Source organism: Flavobacterium fluviatile (assembly GCF_010645065.1).
In the GTDB taxonomy this organism is placed as follows: Bacteria; Bacteroidota; Bacteroidia; order Flavobacteriales; family Flavobacteriaceae; genus Flavobacterium; species Flavobacterium fluviatile.
In genome coordinates this window covers 156,036-177,111 of the sequence record NZ_JAADZW010000008.1, presented here as the reverse complement: position 1 = coordinate 177,111, position 21,076 = coordinate 156,036, and the positions used below count along the sequence as shown (strand labels likewise).

The 21,076-nt window shown below is 34.4% G+C and carries 12 protein-coding genes and 2 tRNA genes; 9 read left to right on the top strand and 5 right to left on the bottom strand.

What is annotated here, in order from left to right; genetic code table 11:
- Nucleotides 1-33 precede the first annotated feature (33 nt).
- On the bottom strand, nt 34-1,020 hold the full coding sequence (locus tag GXM17_RS11025) for a hypothetical protein (RefSeq protein WP_163399387.1): 987 nt from the start codon (nt 1,018-1,020) through the stop codon (nt 34-36).
- 100 nt (nt 1,021-1,120) lie between these two features.
- Here GXM17_RS11025 and proS point away from each other — a divergent pair, with 100 nt between their 5' ends.
- The 5 genes from proS (at nt 1,121) to GXM17_RS11000 (ending at nt 5,790) form a co-directional block, all read left to right on the top strand.
- Nucleotides 1,121-2,599, top strand: a complete 1,479-nt coding sequence (gene proS, locus GXM17_RS11020; protein WP_163399386.1) for a proline--tRNA ligase — start codon at nt 1,121-1,123, stop codon at nt 2,597-2,599.
- A 78-nt stretch (nt 2,600-2,677) separates the two neighbouring features.
- Nucleotides 2,678-2,749, top strand: a tRNA-Glu gene (locus GXM17_RS11015).
- 41 nt (nt 2,750-2,790) lie between these two features.
- Nucleotides 2,791-2,862 (top strand) — tRNA-Glu (locus GXM17_RS11010).
- Nucleotides 2,863-3,013: 151 nt separating this feature from the next.
- Nucleotides 3,014-3,265: a 30S ribosomal protein S20 gene (rpsT, locus tag GXM17_RS11005; RefSeq protein ID WP_041517133.1), complete on the top strand. Its 252-nt coding sequence runs from the start codon at nt 3,014-3,016 to the stop codon at nt 3,263-3,265.
- Nucleotides 3,266-3,420: 155 nt separating this feature from the next.
- On the top strand, nt 3,421-5,790 hold the full coding sequence (locus GXM17_RS11000; RefSeq protein WP_163399385.1) for a GAF domain-containing protein: 2,370 nt from the start codon (nt 3,421-3,423) through the stop codon (nt 5,788-5,790).
- A 6-nt stretch (nt 5,791-5,796) separates the two neighbouring features.
- On the opposite strand, the gene GXM17_RS10995 is transcribed toward GXM17_RS11000, so the two are convergent.
- Nucleotides 5,797-6,975: a Pycsar system effector family protein gene (locus GXM17_RS10995; protein ID WP_163399384.1), complete on the bottom strand. Its 1,179-nt coding sequence runs from the start codon at nt 6,973-6,975 to the stop codon at nt 5,797-5,799.
- A 26-nt stretch (nt 6,976-7,001) separates the two neighbouring features.
- Here GXM17_RS10995 and GXM17_RS10990 point away from each other — a divergent pair, with 26 nt between their 5' ends.
- Nucleotides 7,002-10,736 carry a metallophosphoesterase gene (locus GXM17_RS10990; RefSeq protein ID WP_163399383.1) on the top strand — a complete coding sequence of 1,245 codons (3,735 nt, stop codon included), beginning with the start codon at nt 7,002-7,004 and terminating at the stop codon, nt 10,734-10,736.
- 1 nt (nt 10,737) lies between these two features.
- Here the strand turns inward: GXM17_RS10990 and GXM17_RS10985 are convergent, their stop codons facing one another.
- Both GXM17_RS10985 and GXM17_RS10980 read right to left on the bottom strand, forming a co-directional pair.
- Nucleotides 10,738-11,598, bottom strand: coding sequence for an SdiA-regulated/phytase-like domain-containing protein (locus GXM17_RS10985; protein ID WP_163399382.1), 861 nt, complete (start codon nt 11,596-11,598; stop codon nt 10,738-10,740).
- Nucleotides 11,599-11,607: 9 nt separating this feature from the next.
- The gene (locus tag GXM17_RS10980) at nt 11,608-12,660 is read right to left on the bottom strand and encodes a hypothetical protein (RefSeq protein WP_163399381.1); all 1,053 of its coding nucleotides are present in this window, start codon (nt 12,658-12,660) and stop codon (nt 11,608-11,610) included.
- 96 nt (nt 12,661-12,756) lie between these two features.
- Here GXM17_RS10980 and GXM17_RS10975 point away from each other — a divergent pair, with 96 nt between their 5' ends.
- The 3 genes from GXM17_RS10975 (at nt 12,757) to GXM17_RS10965 (ending at nt 19,153) form a co-directional block, all read left to right on the top strand.
- Nucleotides 12,757-13,659, top strand: a complete 903-nt coding sequence (locus tag GXM17_RS10975; RefSeq protein ID WP_163399380.1) for an ABC transporter ATP-binding protein — start codon at nt 12,757-12,759, stop codon at nt 13,657-13,659.
- Nucleotides 13,660-13,669: 10 nt separating this feature from the next.
- Nucleotides 13,670-14,506: an ABC transporter permease gene (locus tag GXM17_RS10970; protein ID WP_163399379.1), complete on the top strand. Its 837-nt coding sequence runs from the start codon at nt 13,670-13,672 to the stop codon at nt 14,504-14,506.
- 120 nt (nt 14,507-14,626) lie between these two features.
- Nucleotides 14,627-19,153 carry a T9SS type B sorting domain-containing protein gene (locus tag GXM17_RS10965; protein ID WP_163399378.1) on the top strand — a complete coding sequence of 1,509 codons (4,527 nt, stop codon included), beginning with the start codon at nt 14,627-14,629 and terminating at the stop codon, nt 19,151-19,153.
- 109 nt (nt 19,154-19,262) lie between these two features.
- Here the strand turns inward: GXM17_RS10965 and typA are convergent, their stop codons facing one another.
- A complete protein-coding gene (gene typA, locus GXM17_RS10960) occupies nt 19,263-21,059 on the bottom strand; it encodes a translational GTPase TypA (RefSeq protein ID WP_163399377.1) in 1,797 nt (598 codons plus the stop codon).
- Nucleotides 21,060-21,076: the final 17 nt, after the last annotated feature.

Sequence of the window (21,076 nt, the reverse complement as noted above, 5' to 3'; positions counted from 1 at the left end):
ATATGTAATTATACTGGATGAACAAGGAACATGTTACCTTCTTCCTCCACCGCCACCGTACGATCTTCCACCGCCACCACCAGATGATCTCATACTTCCACCGCCACCGCTGCTGTTGTAGGAACGGGAGGATGATGAACTTGGTGTTGAATAACTTCTGGATGAGTTGTTACTGCTATTGTTGTAAGTTCTGTTTGTAGTGGTACCGCTTGATCTTCTGTCCGAATAACTGCTGTTGCTTTGAGTTGTTGTGTTTCTTCGGTTCGTAAAATTAGGGCTTGAATTGTATGTTCTTCCATTTGCAGAAGAATTTCTTCTGTAATCTGAATAACTGTTTTGTCTGTTTACAGAGTTTCTGTTTGTTGTGTAAGTTCTGTTAGAAGTGTAATTTCTTGAAGTCGAATAATTTCGACCAGTGCTGTAGTTTCTGTTAGAAGCATAGTTTCTTCCTCCATAGTAGGCGGCAGATCCTCTTCTTCCATAATTGTAAGAATAGTTATTATAGTACCCGTATCCAGGTCCCCAGTAGCCCGGATATCCCCAGCCAGGTCCCCAGTAACCAGGATAGCCCCATCCGTATCCGGGATATCCCCAATAACCTCCATATCCTCCCCATCCATATCCATAATATGGATAACCCCATCCAAATCCGAATCCCATTGACCACATTGGGTCGGAATAGTAATTAATAGAGACTTCAGAATTACTGCTTCCCCATGAAGGATATGCTGTCGCTACAGTCTGTGTACTGTCATTTTCGGCGTAATTTCCATAAGAATCTACGTCTGTGAAAATTTCAGTCGGCATGCCGTCATTTTGTAACGATTTGAAATAATCTTTATATTGATTGTTTGTAGAATTTGTTTGCTGTACATAAGTGGCTGATGAACTGCCATAAATCCCATCGTTATCATGATAAGACGAGTTTTGGTATGAGCCACATGATGTTAGCAGAAAACTCAGTAATCCAATTGCATAAAAATAAGCTGAGTTTTGGCGGAGGTATATAGAAGTTTTCATATCTGTGGTGTTTTTTATTGTTGCACATTACAAAAATAGTTAGTTTTGTCAAACTATTTAGTTAAAAAAATAAAACAAAATTTGTGCCAAACTATTCAATATGAGTAAGAACCTCACTACAAGATCAGAAGATTATTCGAAATGGTATAATGAACTGGTTGTAAAAGCAGATTTAGCAGAAAATTCAGGTGTTAGAGGATGTATGGTAATTAAGCCTTACGGATATGCTATTTGGGAAAAAATGCAGGCTGAATTAGACAGAATGTTTAAAGAAACCGGACATCAAAATGCATACTTCCCTTTATTTGTGCCTAAAAGCATGTTTGAGGCTGAAGAAAAAAATGCCGAAGGATTTGCAAAAGAATGTGCTATCGTAACACACTATAGATTAAAAAACGATCCTGATAAACCCGGAAAGCTGATGGTTGATCCGAATGCTAAATTAGAGGAGGAACTCATAGTTCGGCCAACAAGTGAGGCAATTATCTGGTCTACATATAAAGGTTGGGTGCAATCATACAGAGATTTACCTTTATTGATTAATCAATGGGCCAATGTGGTTCGTTGGGAAATGCGTACACGTTTGTTTTTGAGAACCGCTGAATTTTTGTGGCAGGAAGGTCATACCGCACACGCTACAAAAACAGAAGCTTTAGAGGAATCTGAAAAAATGATGAATGTTTATGCTGATTTTGTGGAGAACTTTATGGCGATTCCGGTTGTAAAAGGTATAAAAACGGAGACAGAACGTTTCGCTGGTGCAGATGAGACTTATTGTATTGAAGCTTTAATGCAGGACGGAAAAGCATTGCAAGCCGGAACTTCTCACTTTTTAGGGCAAAATTTTGCAAAAGCTTTTGATGTTAAGTTTGCCAATGCTGAAGGAAAACAAGAACACGTTTGGGGAACTTCATGGGGAGTTTCAACTCGTTTAATGGGAGCCTTGGTTATGACACACTCTGACGATCAGGGATTGGTTTTGCCTCCAAATTTAGCGCCTATACAAGTTGTAATTGTGCCTATTTATAAAACAGACGAACAGTTGGCTGAAATAACAGTAGCAGTTAATGACCTCACAGCTAAACTTAAAAAGTTGAGAATTTCAGTAAAATATGACAACAGAACAACTCAAAAACCAGGATTCAAGTTTGCTGAATGGGAATTAAAAGGTGTTCCTGTCCGAATTGCAGTTGGTCCCAAAGATTTAGAAAACGGAACTTTTGAGGTGGCAAGACGAGACACATTGACAAAAGAAACCGTTTCTGGCGAAGGAATCATAAATTATATAAATGAACTTCTGGAACAGATTCAGGCAGATTTATTTAATAAAGCATTAGAATATCGTAATGCACATATTACGGAAGTAAACAGCTTTGAGGAATTTAAGGAAGTTTTAGAAGGTAAAGGTGGTTTTGTTTCAGCTCATTGGGACGGTACAGCTGCTACCGAAGAAAAAATAAAAGACCTGACAAAAGCTACAATTCGATGTATCCCTTTAAGTCATGCAGAAGAGGCGGGAAGCTGTGTGTTTACTGGTAATCCTTCTACAAAAAGAGTGTTGTTTGCAAAGGCATATTAAAAAAAAATATTTTTTTTCGCATCAGGTATTGTACATCTTAAAAATAGTTGTATTTTTGCATCCGCATTAGAGAAACACGGTCCGTTCGTCTATCGGTTAGGACGCCAGGTTTTCATCCTGGTAAGGGGGGTTCGATTCCCCCACGGACTACTTTTTTTTATGCAATTTAAGTTATTTAACTTGATGTCAATGGTCCGTTCGTCTATCGGTTAGGACGCCAGGTTTTCATCCTGGTAAGGGGGGTTCGATTCCCCCACGGACTACTAAAATTAGTTGTGAATAAGTTTTATAAAATAAAAATTGGTGTCTCGGTTTTTGTTTTATTAGTTAAAACCAAAGTGATTGCTTTGCAATTGTGGGAGGTTTTTCTTTTTTAACTAGTATAAATAAATTATTACATCTAAATTAAAAAAAATGGCAAATCATAAGTCAGCATTAAAAAGAATCAGAAGCAACGAAAAAAGAAGAGTTCTTAACAGATACCAACATAAAACTACTCGTAATGCAATTAAAGCATTAAGATTAGCTACTGACAAGTCTGATGCAGCTTCTAAATTATCAACTGTAATCTCTATGATTGATAAATTAGCTAAAAAGAACATCATTCACGATAACAAAGCTTCTAATCTGAAGTCTAAATTAACAAAACATGTTGCTAAATTGTAAATAATTGCAATTTGCTAAATATATAAAAGTCCTCATTTGAGGACTTTTTTGTTTTAATTAAATTTGGAATACTATCTGTTCAGATAAAATAAATAAAACAAATAAGATATTGAAAGACTTAATTGCTAATTTTGTATTTCTAAACTACATGTCAGATGAATACTCATTTGTTTAAAGAAAGCCCTTTCCGAACTATAATATCCTTTCATAAACTAATCGAATCTTTTGAAGAAATTGCCTTGTCAGATGTTGATTACCGATCAAACTATGCAAAAGCAATTCTCAATGAAATCGCACTTTTTCCGGAATTTAGGACAGGTATTGAAGATTACAGGATTATTCAAAAAAATGAGAGCCTTATAAAAAATCTGTTGGCTGATTTGTTTCCAATAGCTTTAACACATAACGAAATAAAAGCGGTTACAATTCCATTTCAGAATTTAACTTTCAACTATACGGAGCGATTCAGGAAAATTTTGAAAAATGCCGGTTCAGAATTTGATATGGAAATCCGTGATTTCGATGAGCATCAATTTTATATTAATAATTGCTGTTTGATCTTAAGTAGTTATTACAAACAAAATATAGATTTTAATAAGCCTTTTTTCTATGATATTCCGGATGAAAAAGGTGTAATCAGGCATTATCGTATTTTGTATAATGCCGATTTTATTGAAATAATTCCTACCGAAAATTCAATACATCTCACTAAGGATGATATTGATTTATTAATAGATAATTATACTGATATCGAGCTTTGGAAATCTAAATTTCCGGTAGGGAGCTGGATTCTGAAAGGTTTTGGAATTGTTTCCTTATTTGATGCAACTACTGAAAATGCAATTTCCAACTTAAAAAGTAATTTATTAAAACCGGATGATACAATTACGCCAACTGAAATTATTGAATCGATTTTTATATCGTTATTTAAAATCCCGGGTTTAAGATTCGGTTTTATAATTTACAGCCCTGACGAGGAAAAATTCAACAGACCAATCAAGTTTGATTCCCAAATGCATAGTTTTTTGCTTTTGGACAATCAGGAAGTAGATTGTAAAAATGCCTTATTTGGATGTTCTTTTGAAAACTTGTTAGAAAAAAAGGAACCTTTTGTAATTTCGAACGCTGAAAAATTTTCTCAGAAACCTGGAAATGAAAGGCTTGGTCAGCATTTGCTTAGGCAGAATATAGGAAGCTGTATCTTTGCTCCAATCATTAAAGATGATCATTTTTTAGGGATATTAGAAATCGTATCTCAAAATCCAAGAGAGTTAAACAGTATAAATGCAACAAAACTTGAGTTGATTTTGCCTTACTTAACAGATACAATCGATCGTTATAATACTGATATGCAGCATCAGATAGAAGCTATCATTCAGCGTGAATATACTACGATTCACCCTAGCGTTTACTGGAAATTTAAAAAAGAGTCTCAGAATTATTTTCAAAACATAAATCATTCTAAAGATTATATTTTTAAAGAAATTGTTTTTAAAGATGTGTTTCCATTATACGGACAAATTGATATTAAAGGTTCATCTGAACATCGAAATGATACAGTAAAAAAAGACTTAAAAAACCAGTTAAATGCTCTTTTGGAAATTTTCGAAAATCAGTCTGATGCTAATTTGATGCTGTTGGAGCAGCGAAAGTTCGAGTTACAGTCGATGCTTCAGGAACTTGAACTCCCTTTGAAAGCTGATACGGAGCAACATGTTCAGCATTATATTGAAGAAGAAATTCATCCTATTCTTAAAAATACAAAAGACACTGCCAAAAGCGAAAAATTAGAAAAATTGTATTTTGAGAGTCTAGATGAAAAATCAGGCTTGTTTTATCATGAAAGAAAGAAATTTGATAATGCAATGTCTATTATTAATAAAAAACTGGCCACTATTTTAGATAAAAAGCAAATTGAAGCACAGCAAATTTATCCGCATTATTATGAACGTTTTAAAACGGATGGCGTAGAGCATAATTTATATATTGGCACTTCTATTACTCCTTCACAGCCTTTTGATATGATGTATCTTCATAATTTACGTTTGTGGCAATTGCAGACTTTATGCGAAATGGAATTAGAGCATCATCAGCTTAAAGCTTCTTTGCCATACGAATTAGATGTAACTTCACTGATTTTAGTGTTTAGTTCTCCTCTTTCAATTCGTTTTAGGATGGATGAAAAACGTTTTGATGTTGATGGAACCTATAACGCACGCTATGAAGTGGTAAAAAAACGAATTGACAAGTCAAATATCAAAGGGACAAACGACAGAATCACAGAAAAAGAAAAAATCACAATTGTATATACACAAAACAGCGAAGAAACGGAATATTTGAAATATATTAAATATCTGCAACACAAAAAAATACTGGAACCTGCCGTTGAACAATTTGAAGTTGAAGATTTGCAAGGTGTTTCGGGATTGCGGGCTATTCGTGTAAAAGTTATTAATAATATCGAGAATCAGATTTCTCAAAAAATCACGTATCAGGACCTATTGGATGAACTTAAATTGAAATAAGAACTTTTAAATTGATTTGAATGCGATTACAAAAGCAATTACTGTAATGATAATTCCAGTCATAAAAAAGTTATAGGCAATTCGGAGTAAATTATATTTTCGCTGCAAAACCAAACCTAAATAATATAAATCTTTTATCATTGTAGAATATAAATAATCGCGGTCTTTCAGCATTTCATTCATTGCCCAGTCATATTCGTGTAAGGGCATTTTATAAAAATTTCCAAAAAACATTAAATTTACTTTTTTGGCTTCAACATCCTCGCGAGTGAAAAAGCCTGAAGTTACTTTAGGCCGGGTCGATAAAATGGCGAAAATAATGGTAATTACGCTCGATATCAGCATTATAAAGGTAGGGAGTACCAAATGGGCATTTTTTGGACTGTCTAATTTTGGAATAATAGAAGAGAGTGCAATTGAAATAATAATAGCATTTACTGACAATAAAATATTGGCTTTGCTGTCTGCAATTCCGCTTAAACGTGTGTGATTGCCTAATGTAACACGAAATAAGGTGTCAACACCACGATCTGTTTTTTCTGATTTTTCCTTTTTTTTGTTTTCGTCTTCAACCGCAGCAGCACTTTTTATTTCCTGTTTGCTGATTTTTTTCTGAATTCTGACCAGGTTTTTTTCTTTTAAAGGCTGCCATTTTTTTTGAGCATAATCCGTATAAAAGCGGTGTTTTGTCATTAAAAATTTGAAGTTTTCTGTCGCCCATTCCAAATTAGAGAAATCAACAATGCCAGTATTTTTTAATTCAAGGCGCAATAACTCGCAGGTACTAACATATTCTGGGCTGATAATATGAATAAAATCAGCGTCTTTGATTATCTTTTCAAGGTGATTTTTTGGGATGTATTCTTTGGCTGTAGCCGAAATCAAATCTCCTACTTTTTTTATGAATTCATCGGATTGATTTCTTTCTTTTAAAAATCCGGAAGCAATTTTTACACTTTCAGTTTCATGGTTTTCATATCCGCTGATATATCCGGTATCATGAAACCAGGCGGCAATTAAAAGTAATTCTCTGTCACCAGAATCCACATTTTCTTTTTCACAAAGCTCTTTAGTTGCATTAACCACACTTTGAGTATGATTAAAATTGTGGTAAGAATATAAAGCAGATAGTTTATCTTTGAGTAAATTAGTAACAAAATCTTCGGATTGTTCTATTAGGTTCATAGAGAATATTTTTATACCACTAAATTATGAAATTGTTTCTGGATAATCATTTTAATGTCAGGATTAAAAACCAAATTGTATCATTTTTACTTTTGTGTTTAATATCATCATGTGCAACGCGTCATGCACAGTTTGGAAAAAATGTAAGCGCTAACGAAAACGAAAACGCAACTGATACCATAAAAATTGCACATACTTTTTATTTAGTTGGTGATGCAGGAAATGCTGACGAAGAAAAAGCCCAGCAAACACTTGAATTATTGCATAATAAATTAAAAAAATCAAATAAAAGAGCTACATTATTGTTTTTAGGAGATAATATTTATCCTAAAGGTTTTCCTTCTACCAAAAAGACGACAGAAGTAAAACTTGCAGAAACTAAACTGACCAATCAGCTCAAACTCACTAAAGGTTTTAAAGGAAAAACCATTTTTATTCCGGGAAACCACGATTGGTATAATGGTACAAAAGGACTTGAGCTTCAGGCTGATTTTGTAACGAAATATTTAAATGATAAAAAAACTTTTTTGCCAATAAAAAATTGCCCCATTGAAGAGGTAAAAATGGATAGTATTACTTCTTTGGTTACGATCGACAGCCAGTGGTTTTTAGAAGACTGGAACGATCATCCTACTATAAATGATAATTGTGACATCAAAACCAGGGAAGACTTTTTCGACGAACTTGAAAATGTTTTGAATAAAAATCAGGAAAAGACGATTGTTCTGGCTATGCATCATCCTTTGATGAGTAATGGTACGCATGGCGGGCAATTTTCATTAGAAAAACAATTGTTTCCTTTAGAGAATAAAATTCCGCTTCCTGTTATTGGTTCTATTATTAATTTAATTCGAAAAACGTCAGGCATTAGCCCGCAGGATCTTCAGAATAAGCAATATACTATTCTGTCTAAAAGAATAAAGGCCCTTGTTCAGGGGCAAAAAAATATCATTGTGGTTTCCGGCCATGATCATAATCTGCAGTTTATCAATAATGAGAATATCAATCAGATTATTAGCGGTGCCGGCTCTAAATCAGAAGCTGCAAGAGCAATAAACCCTAACGATTTCTCTTATGGCGGCAATGGTTATGCGACCTTGACTTTGTTTAAAAGCGGAGATGCAAAAGTGGCTTTTTTTGGGAATGAAAATAATAAAGAAAAACTGCTTTTTGAACGGGAAATTATAAAAGCGAAAGAACTTAACTGGGTAAAAAAATCTTCTAATGATTTTCCTAAAACGATTACTTCCTCAATTTACTCTGAAGAGATGACCAGAAAAAGTTTAGTGCATAAATTTCTTTTTGGGAAACATTATCGTAAATATTACAGTCTTCCAATAGAAGCGAGAACTGCAACTCTGGACACACTCAAAGGAGGTTTGAAACCGGTTAGGGAAGGTGGAGGACATCAGTCGGTATCATTGAGAATGGTCGATTCGAAAAAAAGGGAATATGTGATGAGAGCCTTAAAAAAGAGTGCTACACAGTTTCTTCAGTCTGTTGCGTTTAAGGATCAATATGTGGTAACAGATTTTCAGGATACTTATGCTGAGGATTTTCTACTCGATTTTTATACTACCGCACATCCGTACACACCTTTTTCAATTGGAAATATGGCTGATAAATTAGGATTGGCGCATTCTAATCCGGTTTTGTATTACATTCCGAAGCAAAATGGTTTAAAAGAATTTAATTCAAATTTTGGGGACGCACTGTATATGGTCGAAGAACGTGCGGCAGATAATCATAAAGATGCCCGTAGTTTTGGAAAACCTAACGATATTATCAGTACTGAGGATATGATGCAAAACCTTCATAAGGATGAAAAGTATAGTGTGGACGAAAAAGAATACATGAAAGCCCGTTTGTTTGATATGCTTATCGGTGATTGGGACAGGCATCAGGATCAATGGCGCTGGGGGGAATATAAGGAAGGAGATAAAATCGTGTACAGACCTATTCCGCGTGACCGTGACCAGGCTTTTACAAAATTTGACGGTGCCTTACTTTCTTTATTAATGAATATTCCGGCATTACGGCATATGCGAAGCTTTAAAGATAAAATTGATAATGTAAAATGGCTTAACAGGGAACCTTATCCGTTGGATTTGGCTTTTGTACGGATAGCAAATAAAAATGACTGGATTGCGCAGGCAAAATATATTCAGGAGCATCTTTCTGATGCTGATATTGACAACGCCTTTAAAAACCTGCCCAAAGAAGTTCAGGACGAAACTATTGAAGATATAAAGCGAAAACTAAAGAGCAGAAAAAAAGAACTTCAGAAATATGCAGCAGTTTATTCTGATGTTCTTTCACGTACAGTAATGGTGGCAGGAACAGATAAAAAGGACAAATTTGTTATAAGTCATATTTCTAAAAATAACCTTGAACTAAAAGTGTACCGTCTTAAAAAAGACAGTGAAGAATTGCAATATACTAAAGTTTATAATGATGAAACGACTAAAAATCTTTGGATTTACGGTTTAGATGATGACGATGTTTATGAGGTTACCGGAAAATACAATTCAAAAATTTTAATTCGTTTAATTGGAGGCCAGAACAATGATTTGTATGCAATTGATAATGGAAAAAGAGTAAAAATTTATGATTTTAAATCAAAAGACAATACTTATAATCTTGATAAAAAAGCACAAAAAGTACTTACAGATGATTACGATGTAAACTTATATAATTTTGAAAAGCCAAAATACAATGTTATTGCAGGTTTGCCAACTGCCGGCTTTAATCCAGATGATGGTGTGAAACTGGGTATAAATCTTAATTATACAGTTAATAATTTTAAGCAAAATCCCTACACTCAAAGGCATGTTTTAAACAGCTTCTATTATTTTGCTACTGGTGGTTTTGAATTAGATTATACGTCTCATTTTCCGGGATTGTTAGGGAACTGGGTTATTGATGTCGAGGCAAAATATACTTCTCCAAATTTTGCAATTAATTATTTTGGTTATGGAAATGAGACAGTGAATGACGATAAGGATTTAGGAATGGACTATAATCGTGTCCGTATCCGGAAATTAAGAGTGGCTCCTGCTATCAGACACGTTGGACGTTACGGAAGTGAGGTCAGTTTTCAGCCTGTTTTTGAAAAAATGAAGGTTGAGGATACAGAAGGACGTTATATTGGTATCCCGGGAATTGTAAGTCCTGACGTTTTTGAAGGTCAGCAATTTGCCGGAGCGACCATAAAATATAGTTTTAAAAATGCTGACTTTAAATCGAAACCTTCTTTAGGGATAGGTTTCATGATAGCAGGCAGCTGGCTGGCAAATCTGGATAATTCCAAACAAAACTTCCCTACTATTGAAAGTAATTTAAGCTTTGTGCATAAAATCGATTCACATGGCAAATTGGTTTTTGCCACTTTGTTTAAAACAAAAGCGATTTTAAATAATAATTACGAATTTTATCAGGGTGTAACCTTAGGAGGAGACAAGGATTTACGCGGATACAGAACTGAAAGGTTTTTAGGGAATGCTTCTTACTCGCAAAGTACAGATTTACGTTTAAGTCTTGGAAAAATTCGCAAAACAATTGCTCCTTTGACCTACGGAATTTTAGCAGGATTTGATTATGGCCGTATTTGGCTCGATGGTGAAGATTCAAAAAAATGGCATAATGATTTTGGCGGAGGAATCTGGCTTAACGGTATAAATCTCATTACAGCCAGAGTTTCCTATTTCAAATCACCGGATGAAAGAGGAAGGGTGGTTGTAGGAGCTGCTTATAGTTTTTAGGCTATTGTAATTTAAATTCATACACATTACCGCCAATATTATTTGTTTTTTCATCAGTAATTAATAAAGTGTCGTCGTCTTTAAAAACTATTGCTTCTTTTTGGGAAAAATGATTTAGGGCAATTTCAGTTTGAGAACCGTTGTTGAAAGAATCGTCTTTGAAATCTTTGAATAAAACAATTTTATCATGACTTAAGAGTGCTGCTTTTTTTCCATCCGGACTAATTGTAGCGCTTGTTATAGCACAATGATTATAATTGCTGCAGGTTTTAAATTCCCCTATTTTAACCGCTTTTTGAGTTCCGGGTGCATTTAATATTTTGTAGATAAAAGCAGTTCCGTCAAAGCCTTTGCTTCGGTTTTTAGTAAAGAGATAGAAGTAGTTCTGGTATTCAAAAAAGCCTTCAACATCATAGAATAATTCTTTTTTCTTAGGTGGAAATTCTGTCTGCTCAGGATACGAAAAAGAAACTTTATATTCAGAAACAGCTCTTTCTTTATTTAATTCACCTTTAGATACTTTATAAATACACAAATCCTGACGTTTGTTGTCATTATTGCCAAAGTCCCCAATGTAGATATTTCCTTTCTTATCCCTTGTAATGTCTTCCCAATCTGCATTTTGTGCGTTGGTAATTGTGATAGTTTTGTCTAATTTCCCTTCTGAATTTATAGCGTAAATTTCATTTTTATTTCCGCTGTCTTCCAAAGTGTAAATCAAATTGGTCTCAGGAAAATAAGTAATTCCTGAAACCTCCTTAAGCTTTTTCGGCAAAGCATACAGTGTTTTTAAATCACTGTCTGATTGCTGTTGGCAAGCCAGTAAAACCAGAGAAGTGGCTATTATGAAAGACTTTTTCATAGATAAATTTTAAATCAAATTCGTGTTTTTAAAATTACGGGTAATGAATTCAAAAGCAGCATGCATAATATGTCCCATTGATTTGGCATTTTTAAATTTCATGTCATTAGTATAACGGTACAATTCCATTTTTAGCTGATTCAAATGTCCCTCAGTAGATATGGTGTCGTGGCACATTATATTTAAAAGCTTTTTAATTCTGTTTTCGGCAGAGTGAATACGTTTTGCCAGAATGGCACGCTCTTCATCTTTGTATTGAAAAATAGAACGTTCTTCAAGTTTTTCCTTAATCAGTTTGATCATTGGATAATTTTCCTTGAAAAACTGAGGACGATACACTTTAAAATTACCCTCATAACATTGCTGGTCAAAATCTATCGGACGGATTTTATATACTACCTGGTCAAAATCATGGATTGGCACAATTACATAGTTATAAGCACGCATATCCCCTAAAAGCCTGATCATGCAGCGTTCATTGAATTTTACGAATTCTTTTGCGATTTGGGATTTTTCGGTTTCGGTACAGGAGTCCAATAAGGTGTCCATGAAAACATCACCCGGAATTCCGATAATATGTTCTTCTATCAGCGTATCATTATAAACCAGAAAATTGATTTTGTCCGGAGATAAAATATCTTCTAATTCCAGTCCGTAAATTCTCGAGGCATCAGCTTTTTTGATGTAAAAGTGAACATAATTATCGTTGAGAATGTTTCGGACTTTTATACGGAAAGGTTTTGAATTGCCAAATGTGCAGTAATCAATAGCATCAATATTAAGAAACTGGATAATTTCACTGTTTCCGTCAGAATGTAAGAGGGAATAAATTTTCTTTAGGTTCAGATCGATTTCATTTCTTTCAAATTCATTATAGTAAACCCTGATCCATAAGGTATCAGCATCGTTTTTATCATAAACATTTATGGAACCCGAAAAGCGCAGTAAGTCATCATAAAACACAGAAACTTTTGAAATTCGTTCATATCTTTCCAAATAGCTTAAAAGTTGTTGTGTTAAAGGGTAAGAAGGTTTTTTTAAAAGCATTAAAGGCTCGCTCATTTTCAATATCTTTAATGCAAATTTACGTCAATTTATATTTAGTAGTAACAAAATCTAAGTTGAAACGTCTTACTAAAAACTAAAAAACAAATAAATTTGGAAACCATACTAACAATTGAAAATCTTCATAAAAGATATGGGCGAATTCATGCCCTGAAAAATATATCTTTCGAAATACAAAAAGGACGCGTATATGGTATTTTAGGACCAAACGGAAGTGGAAAATCAACAACCCTGGGAATTGTTCTGAATGTTGTAAACAGAACATCGGGAAATTACACCTGGTTTGGAGGAAAAATAGAAACCCACGAAGCTTTAAAAAAAGTAGGTGCAATTATAGAACGTCCGAATTTTTATCCCTACATGACGGCGGAAGAAAACCTAAAGCTGGTTTGCAAAATAAAAGGGATTAATTATTCTAAGATAGATGAAAAGCTTGCTTTGGTAGGTTTGACAGAAAGAAAGAATAGTAAATTCAGTACTTTCTCACTCGGAATGAAGCAGCGTCTGGCAATTGCTTCAGCACTTTTAAATGATCCTGAAATCTTAATTTTGGATGAACCCACAAATGGACTAGATCCGCAGGGAATTCATCAGATTCGGGATATTATTAAAAAAATTGCTTCAGAGGGAACGACTATTTTACTGGCTTCACATTTACTGGATGAAGTTGAAAAAGTGTGTTCGCATGTAGTGGTTTTGCGAAAAGGGGAGATGCTGTATTCAGGATCTGTTGACGGAATGTCGGCTAATGAAGGTTTCTTTGAAGTTCAGTCTGAGGATAATGAAACCTTGAAATCTATTTTGAAAGAGCATCCTGCAATTGACAGCATTACAGAAGAGGATAGCAAAATTTTGGTTTACTTAAAATCGGAAATGTCAGCTGCTCAGCTAAATCAATTTTTATTCTCAAAAAATATTGCACTAAGTCATTTAGTGAAGCGTAAAAACAGTTTAGAGGCCCAATTTTTAGAATTAACCAAAAACGCCAGCGTATAGATAACTAACCATGAACAGACTTATCTCTATAGAATTACAAAAAATCTGGAAAAACAAAGCCAGCAAAGTATTGACACTAACGTATTTCATTTTACTTTCATTCATTGCCTTAATTGCCTCAATAAAATTCGATTTGGGAGTTTTTAAATTCCATTTAGCGGAAATGGGAATTTTTAACTTCCCTTTTATTTGGCACTTTAATACTTATATTGCTGCCTGGCTGAAATTTTTTCTGGCTATTGTTATTGTTTCTATGATGGCGAATGAATACAGTTACGGTACTTTAAAACAGAATTTGATTGATGGACTAAGCAAAAAAGAATTTGTGTTGTCTAAATTCTTTACGGTTGTTGTTTTTGCATTTTGCTCAACTATATTCATTTTTATATTGAGCATCATTTTAGGACTTTGCTTCTCATCTTATACAGAATTTGGAATTATCTTTACGGATTTGGATTACCTTTTGGCTTTTTTTATAAAACTGACAGGTTTCTTTTCTTTCTGTTTGTTTTTAGGAATTTTGGTAAAACGATCTGCTTTTGCGTTAGGTTTTCTTTTGGTCTGGAGTATCCTGGAAGGAATTGCAAAAGGTCTTTTACTATTTAAAATCTTTCCGGAGAGTACTATTGGATATACTATTATGAAGTTCTTTCCTTTAGAATCAATGTCAAATTTAATTATTGAGCCATTCACAAGATTGTCAGTAATTAAAACTATTGGTAATCAGATGGGAGTTGAAAATGTTAAAGATTATAGTGTTGACTATTTATCTGTTGTAATTGTCCTTGTCTGGACATTCCTGTTTGTTTATTTTTCATACAAACTATTGAAAAAAAGGGATTTATAGTCTTTTAGTAATGTAGTTTTTTTCAGATTATTTAAATATATTCCGAGAAAAAATTTAATGAAAAGAGGTAAAAAAAGCTTTGATTTTAAAAGTAAATGCAAAAATTATTACTTTTAAAATATGCTAAAAAATATACTTTTATATCTCTCAGTGCTGTTATTGCCTTTTTTGAGCTTTTCACAATTTAGCAAAACTCATTATATTCCTCCAGTTGTGGGTTCAGCCGGTGTGCCTGTAGGTGAGCAGTATATTTACATTTCTACTCCAAGTTTAGTTCCCGTTAGATTTAGCATAAACGAATTGGGAGGAGCAATTACCAACGGAACAGTTTCCAGGGATGTTCCTTATATATTTGATATCAATACTCATAATGCAAGTCAACTCGTTATGGAAGAATTTGAAGTGAGTACTGTTAAATCCAATCGTGGTTATATTATCGAAGCAGGAGATATTGTTTATGTTTCTGTCAGAGTTAGTGACGAAACAGACAATCAATCAAGTGAAATAGTTTCAAAAGGTTTAGCAGCATTAGGAACCCAGTTTAGAATTAGCGGACTTACCAATAAATTAAATGAGGGATATTCAGACAGGCATCTGACATTTGCATCTGTTTTAGCAACTGAAAATAATACAATAGTTAATTTTAATGATATCAGCGAAGGAGCGGTTTTAATTAATAATACCCTTACTTCAAGCTCCTTACCAAGCATTACCCTAAATAGTGGAGAAAGTTATACTATTGCTTTAAAAGGTCCGATGCCTGTTAATAATGATGCACTGATTGGGGCATTAATTACTTCAAATAAACCGATAGCTGTAAATTGTGGCTCCTTTGCGGGATCCAATGGCGAATTAAGAAATAATATAGATTTAGGAATAGACCAGATTGTTTCGGCAGAAAGAACAGGGACAGAGTATATATTTATTAAAAGTACAGGTTCGGACAATGTAGAAAAAGTTATTTTAATTGCACATCAAGATAATACCGAAATATTTTTAAATGGGTCTTTAACTCCAAATTATATTATTAATTCGGGAGAATATGTTTCTCTTTTAGGTTCGGATTATAATATTCAGGGTAATTTATATGTACGTTCCAGTAAAAATATTTTTGCCTATCAAAGCGTGGGGGATAATGCAAGGCTGGATGAAGCCAATCAGGAAATGTTTTTTGTGCCGCCTTTAAGCTGCCAGACTCCAAAGTCCATAGACAATATTCCTTATATTGAGTCGATAGGGAATCGATTTTTTACAGGCAGGGTTACAATTACAACAAAAAAAGGTTCAGATTTAAATTTTATAATTGATAAAATTCCATATACTTTAGCATCGCTCCTTCCGGAAGTAACGGTTTTTGGACCAGCTACAGTAACAGGAAACACAGAATATGAATGTTACGTGCTTACCGGATTAAAAGGTAATGTTTCAGTTTTTTCAAGTTCTCAATTGTACCTGGCAGCATATGGAAGTGACGGGGCAGCAACCTTTGGTGGTTATTATTCAGGTTTTACCTTTAAACCCGAAATTAATTTTCAACAATTAAGTGTAAGCCAGTCAGGCTGTATTCCTAATGTCAGACTTAATGTAAGTTCTGTTGCCGGATTTGATATTTTTCAATGGTATTTTAATAATGCAGAAATTTCAGGAGCTAATTCAAACAGCTATTCGCCAACACAGCCAGGATACTACAAAGTAAGAGCAACATTAACGGCCTGTGGAACAGAATTTTTTTCGGATGAAATTCCGGTTAGCGATTGTCCGGCGGATATGGATAATGACACAGTCAATGATAATATTGATCTGGATAATGATGCAGATGGGATAGCGAATTGCACTGAATCGTTAGGAAATCAGAATATCAATCTTTCTAATTTAAGTTCGAATGCTATTTCCATAGGAAGTAGTTACACCAATGCATTTTCAGGAGTTTTAACGACATCAATGACTGCGAGCAGCACACCCTTTTTAGGAAATACTGATGGAAGTTTTGTAAGTGAACTGCCACCCGGAAAAACGAATTGGGTAAAATATACGATAACTTTTAGTAAGCCTGCTTCAGTTGGTCTCGATTATATTTCAGCAGGAAATGCTGCTGATTTCCTTAATTCTACAGCCGAATATATTGTAAATTCAGAAATCAACAAAACTGTGACGGTTTTGAATCCAGACAACCAGCTATTAATTGATACCAATTATGACGGTTTTTATGAAAGTGGTGTAACAGAATTTTCATCCTTTGAAATTCGTTTCCGATTAAATGGTGCTGTTCCGTTAGCAGCTGGTACAGGAACTTTTAAATTTTTAACAAATCAGTCTAAAATGATAAGTTTTAAGCATCAAAACCTTTCTGACACGGCATTAAACAGAACAGCTTTAAAATTTTATCTGGTTTGTGTTCCTAAAGATTCAGATGAAGACGGAATTCCGGATCAGTTGGATTTGGATAGTGATAATGACGGAATTCCAGATTCGGTTGAAGCAAAAGGCGTAAATTTAAAAGTTCTTTCTAATACTGATACCAATCATGACGGAATTGATGATGCTTATGGAAACGGACTGATGCCTTCGGATTTTGACAGCGATACTATTCCTGATTATTTAGATCTGGATAGTGACAATGACGGAATTTATGACTTGATCGAATCCGGAAGTAATGCTGCAGATGTAAATCGTGATGGCATAATTGACGGGAATAATTTTGGTTCAAACGGCTTGGCAAATACTGTAGAAACTACTGCTGAAATCGGAAAACTAAATTATAGTATAGCAGATACGGATTCAGACGGTATTTATAATTTTGTTGAATGGGATAGTGATAATGATCTTTGTTCAGATGTGATAGAAGCTGGATTTATTGATGCTAATGATGATCGTTTTTTGGGAACGGTTTCTCCTCCAACCGTAAATAAAAAAGGAATAGTTACTAGTGGAAATGGTTATACCACTCCCAATTTAAATTATACGATTGCTGCACCGATTATTATTGATAAGCAACCGGAAAATAAATCGGTTTGTGAATTACAAAATGCAATTTTTACGGTCATAGCAACTTCAATTACTAACTATCAATGGCAGGTGTCTATTAATAATGGTGCAACATGGGCAGATTTGTCTAATAACGAAACATATTCAGGTGTAAATACATTATCATTGACAGTTTCAGGTGTTTTGAAGACTATGGATACTTATCAATACAGAGTATTTTTGAACCGGACTGGCAATTCATGCGGATTATATTCAGGCGCAGCGACTTTGACTATATTAGCATTACCTATTGTTAAATCGCCACTAACTTTAGTACAATGTGACGATGATACAGACGGTATTTCGATGTTTAATCTCACGCAGAAAAATAATGATATTTCGGCAAATTCTGCTTTAGAAAAATTTAGTTATTATACCACTTTTACAGCAGCAGAATTAAAAGACAATGCATCGTTAATTGCAAATCCATATGCTTACAGGGCTTCTGATAAAACGATTTATGTACGAATTGAAAACACAAACGGCTGTTTTACGATTTCGCAACTGAATCTTTTAGTTTCCGTAACTAAAATGCCAGCTGCTTTTAAAGTTGCAGATTATAATTTATGCGATGACTTTGTTGATGGAATAAGTACAAGTACAGATGGTATTTCTGGTTTTAACTTCACTAATGTTACACAGCAAATTATAAATGCACTTCCAGCATCTGGGACAAATTATACGATAAATTATTATAAAAATGAGACCGATTTTCTGGCTGAAACAGATGCTTTAGGAAATTCGTTAGCGATTACCAATATTTCAGATTACAGGAATACGGGATACCCAAACACTCAGAAGATATGGGCCAGAATAGAGAATTCTTTATCAAATGATTGCTTCGGATTCGTAAATTTCAATTTAATAGTAAATCCATTTCCCAGCATAGACTTAAATACTGATGGATTAGAAGACGAGGTCGTTTGTGTTAATTTACCTGAGTTTATGGTAAAGCTTGAAGCAGGTATTAATGATGATACATCAATTAATAATTACACTTATAAATGGTATTTAAATGGCAATATAATTCCGGGGGCAACAACTTATTCCATAGAAGTTAATAAGGAAGGGACTTATAGTGTTGAGGTGAAAAATGCAAGTAATTGTTCGAGAACCCGTATGATAAAGGTAGCGCCATCGGATATGGCTGAAATTAAAAATATTGAAATCAGGGATTTGAGTGCTAACAATTCGGTTAAGGTTGATGTAACAGGTCCCGGAAATTATGTTTATAGTATTACAGATTCAAATGGGCCTTATCAGGATTCAGGTTTGTTCGAAAATGTTACAGCCGGTTTCCATACAGTTTACATCAAAGATTTGAATGGATGCGGTATTGCTGAAAAAGCGATTGCAGTTCTTGGAGCGCCTAAATTTTTTACTCCAAATGGAGACGGTTATAATGATACCTGGAATGTACAGGGTGTAAGTCAGGAATTTTATTCGAAATCTATTATTTATATTTTTGACAGGTATGGAAAACTGATCAATCAGATTTCTCCTTTCGGTTCGGGTTGGGATGGTACATTTCAGGGAAGTCCGATGCCGGCTGACGATTACTGGTATTCAGCAAAATTTGAAGATGGGCGTGAGGCAAAAGGGCATTTTAGTCTGAAAAGATAACTGCTTAAAATTTGAAATTTTTAAATTCTAAATAAAAAGGTGGAAAAAAAATCCCAAACTCCAAAATAAATTGGAATTTGGGATTTTAATATTGAAAATTTAAATACAATTAGATTTTATATCTCTTTCTATCTGTTTCGCTTAAGTAGATTTTTCTTAGGCGTAGAGATTTTGGAGTAACTTCAACGTACTCATCTTTTTGGATGTATTCTAAAGCTTCCTCCAGAGAGAATTTGATAGCCGGAATAATTCTGGCTTTATCATCAGCCCCTGAAGAACGTACGTTTGAAAGTTTTTTCGTTTTAGTAACGTTAACAGTCATATCATCGCTACGAGTGTTTTCTCCAATAACCTGACCTTCATATATATCTTCATTTGGATCAACAAAGAATTTACCACGATCCTGTAACTTATCAATAGAGTAAGGAATTGCTTTTCCGTTTTCCATAGAGATTAACGAACCGTTGTTACGTCCGGGAATTTCTCCTTTATATGGCTCATATCCGATAAAACGATGTGCCATGATGGCCTCACCAGCTGTAGCAGTAAGTAATTGATTTCTTAAACCGATAATTCCACGAGATGGAATGTTGAATTTAATAATCATACGCTCACCTTTACCTTCCATAGAAAGCATCTCACCTTTACGAATCGTTACGAATTCAACCGCTCTTCCAGAAAGATTTTCAGGTAAATCAATAGTTAATTCCTCAATTGGCTCACATTTTACACCATCAATTTCTTTGATGATTACCTGTGGCTGACCAATTTGAAGCTCGTACCCTTCTCTTCTCATTGTTTCAATAAGAACAGATAAGTGAAGTACACCACGACCAAAAACCATGAATTTATCAGCAGAATCAGTTTCTCCAACTTTCATCGCCAGGTTTTTCTCAAGCTCTTTTGTTAATCTTTCACGAATATGTCTGGAAGTAACAAATTTACCTTCTTTACCAAAGAAAGGAGAGTCGTTAATTGTAAACAACATACTCATTGTTGGCTCGTCGATAGCGATAGTCTGTAAAGCTTCTGGATTTTCGAAGTCAGCTATTGTATCGCCAATTTCAAAACCTTCGATACCAACTACAGCACAAATATCACCGGCAATAACCTCTTCTACTTTTCTACGGCCTAAACCTTCGAAAGTATGTAATTCTTTAATTCTTGATTTTATGATTTTTCCATCTCTTTTAACTAAAGAAATTGGCATTCCTTCTTTCAAAGTACCTCTTTCAAGACGTCCGATAGCGATACGGCCTGTAAAAGAAGAGAAATCTAAAGAAGTAATCAGCATTTGTGGAGTTCCTTCAGAAACTTTAGGAGCTGGAACATTAGCAATAACCATATCTAATAATGGCTCAATGTTTTCTGTTTGGTTTTTCCAGTCATCAGACATCCAGTTGTTTTTAGCAGAACCGTAAACAGCCGGAAAATCTAATTGCTCTTCAGTAGCACCTAATTCAAACATTAGGTCAAAAACTTTCTCGTGAACTTCTTCCGGAGTACAGTTTTCCTTGTCAACTTTATTGATAACTACGCAGGGTTTCAATCCTAAATCGATCGCTTTTTGCAATACGAAACGTGTTTGCGGCATCGGACCTTCAAAAGCATCAACCAGTAAACATACACCATCAGCCATGTTCAATACACGTTCTACTTCACCTCCAAAATCGGCGTGGCCTGGAGTGTCGATAATATTGATTTTTGTTCCTTTATATTGAACAGAAACGTTTTTAGAAGTAATTGTAATACCTCTCTCACGCTCTAAATCGTTATTATCAAGAATTAAATCACCTGTGTTCTCGTTTTCACGAAATAGCTGACAGTGATACATAATTTTATCAACCAAAGTGGTTTTACCGTGATCGACGTGGGCAATAATTGCAATGTTTCTAATAGATTCCATCTGTGATTTTTAATGGG

Bases quoted from the DNA above. Each gene is read 5' to 3' on its own strand.
- GXM17_RS10970 (WP_163399379.1), top strand. From the start codon at position 13,670: ATGAACAGACTTATCTCTATAGAATTACAAAAAATCTGGAAAAACAAA.
- rpsT (WP_041517133.1), top strand. From the start codon at position 3,014: ATGGCAAATCATAAGTCAGCATTAAAAAGAATCAGAAGCAACGAAAAA.
- GXM17_RS10995 (WP_163399384.1), bottom strand. From the start codon at position 6,975: ATGAACCTAATAGAACAATCCGAAGATTTTGTTACTAATTTACTCAAA.
- GXM17_RS10980 (WP_163399381.1), bottom strand. From the start codon at position 12,660: ATGAGCGAGCCTTTAATGCTTTTAAAAAAACCTTCTTACCCTTTAACA.
- GXM17_RS10985 (WP_163399382.1), bottom strand. From the start codon at position 11,598: ATGAAAAAGTCTTTCATAATAGCCACTTCTCTGGTTTTACTGGCTTGC.
- GXM17_RS11025 (WP_163399387.1), bottom strand. From the start codon at position 1,020: ATGAAAACTTCTATATACCTCCGCCAAAACTCAGCTTATTTTTATGCA.
- GXM17_RS10990 (WP_163399383.1), top strand. From the start codon at position 7,002: ATGAAATTGTTTCTGGATAATCATTTTAATGTCAGGATTAAAAACCAA.
- GXM17_RS11000 (WP_163399385.1), top strand. From the start codon at position 3,421: ATGAATACTCATTTGTTTAAAGAAAGCCCTTTCCGAACTATAATATCC.
- GXM17_RS10965 (WP_163399378.1), top strand. From the start codon at position 14,627: ATGCTAAAAAATATACTTTTATATCTCTCAGTGCTGTTATTGCCTTTT.
- proS (WP_163399386.1), top strand. From the start codon at position 1,121: ATGAGTAAGAACCTCACTACAAGATCAGAAGATTATTCGAAATGGTAT.
- typA (WP_163399377.1), bottom strand. From the start codon at position 21,059: ATGGAATCTATTAGAAACATTGCAATTATTGCCCACGTCGATCACGGT.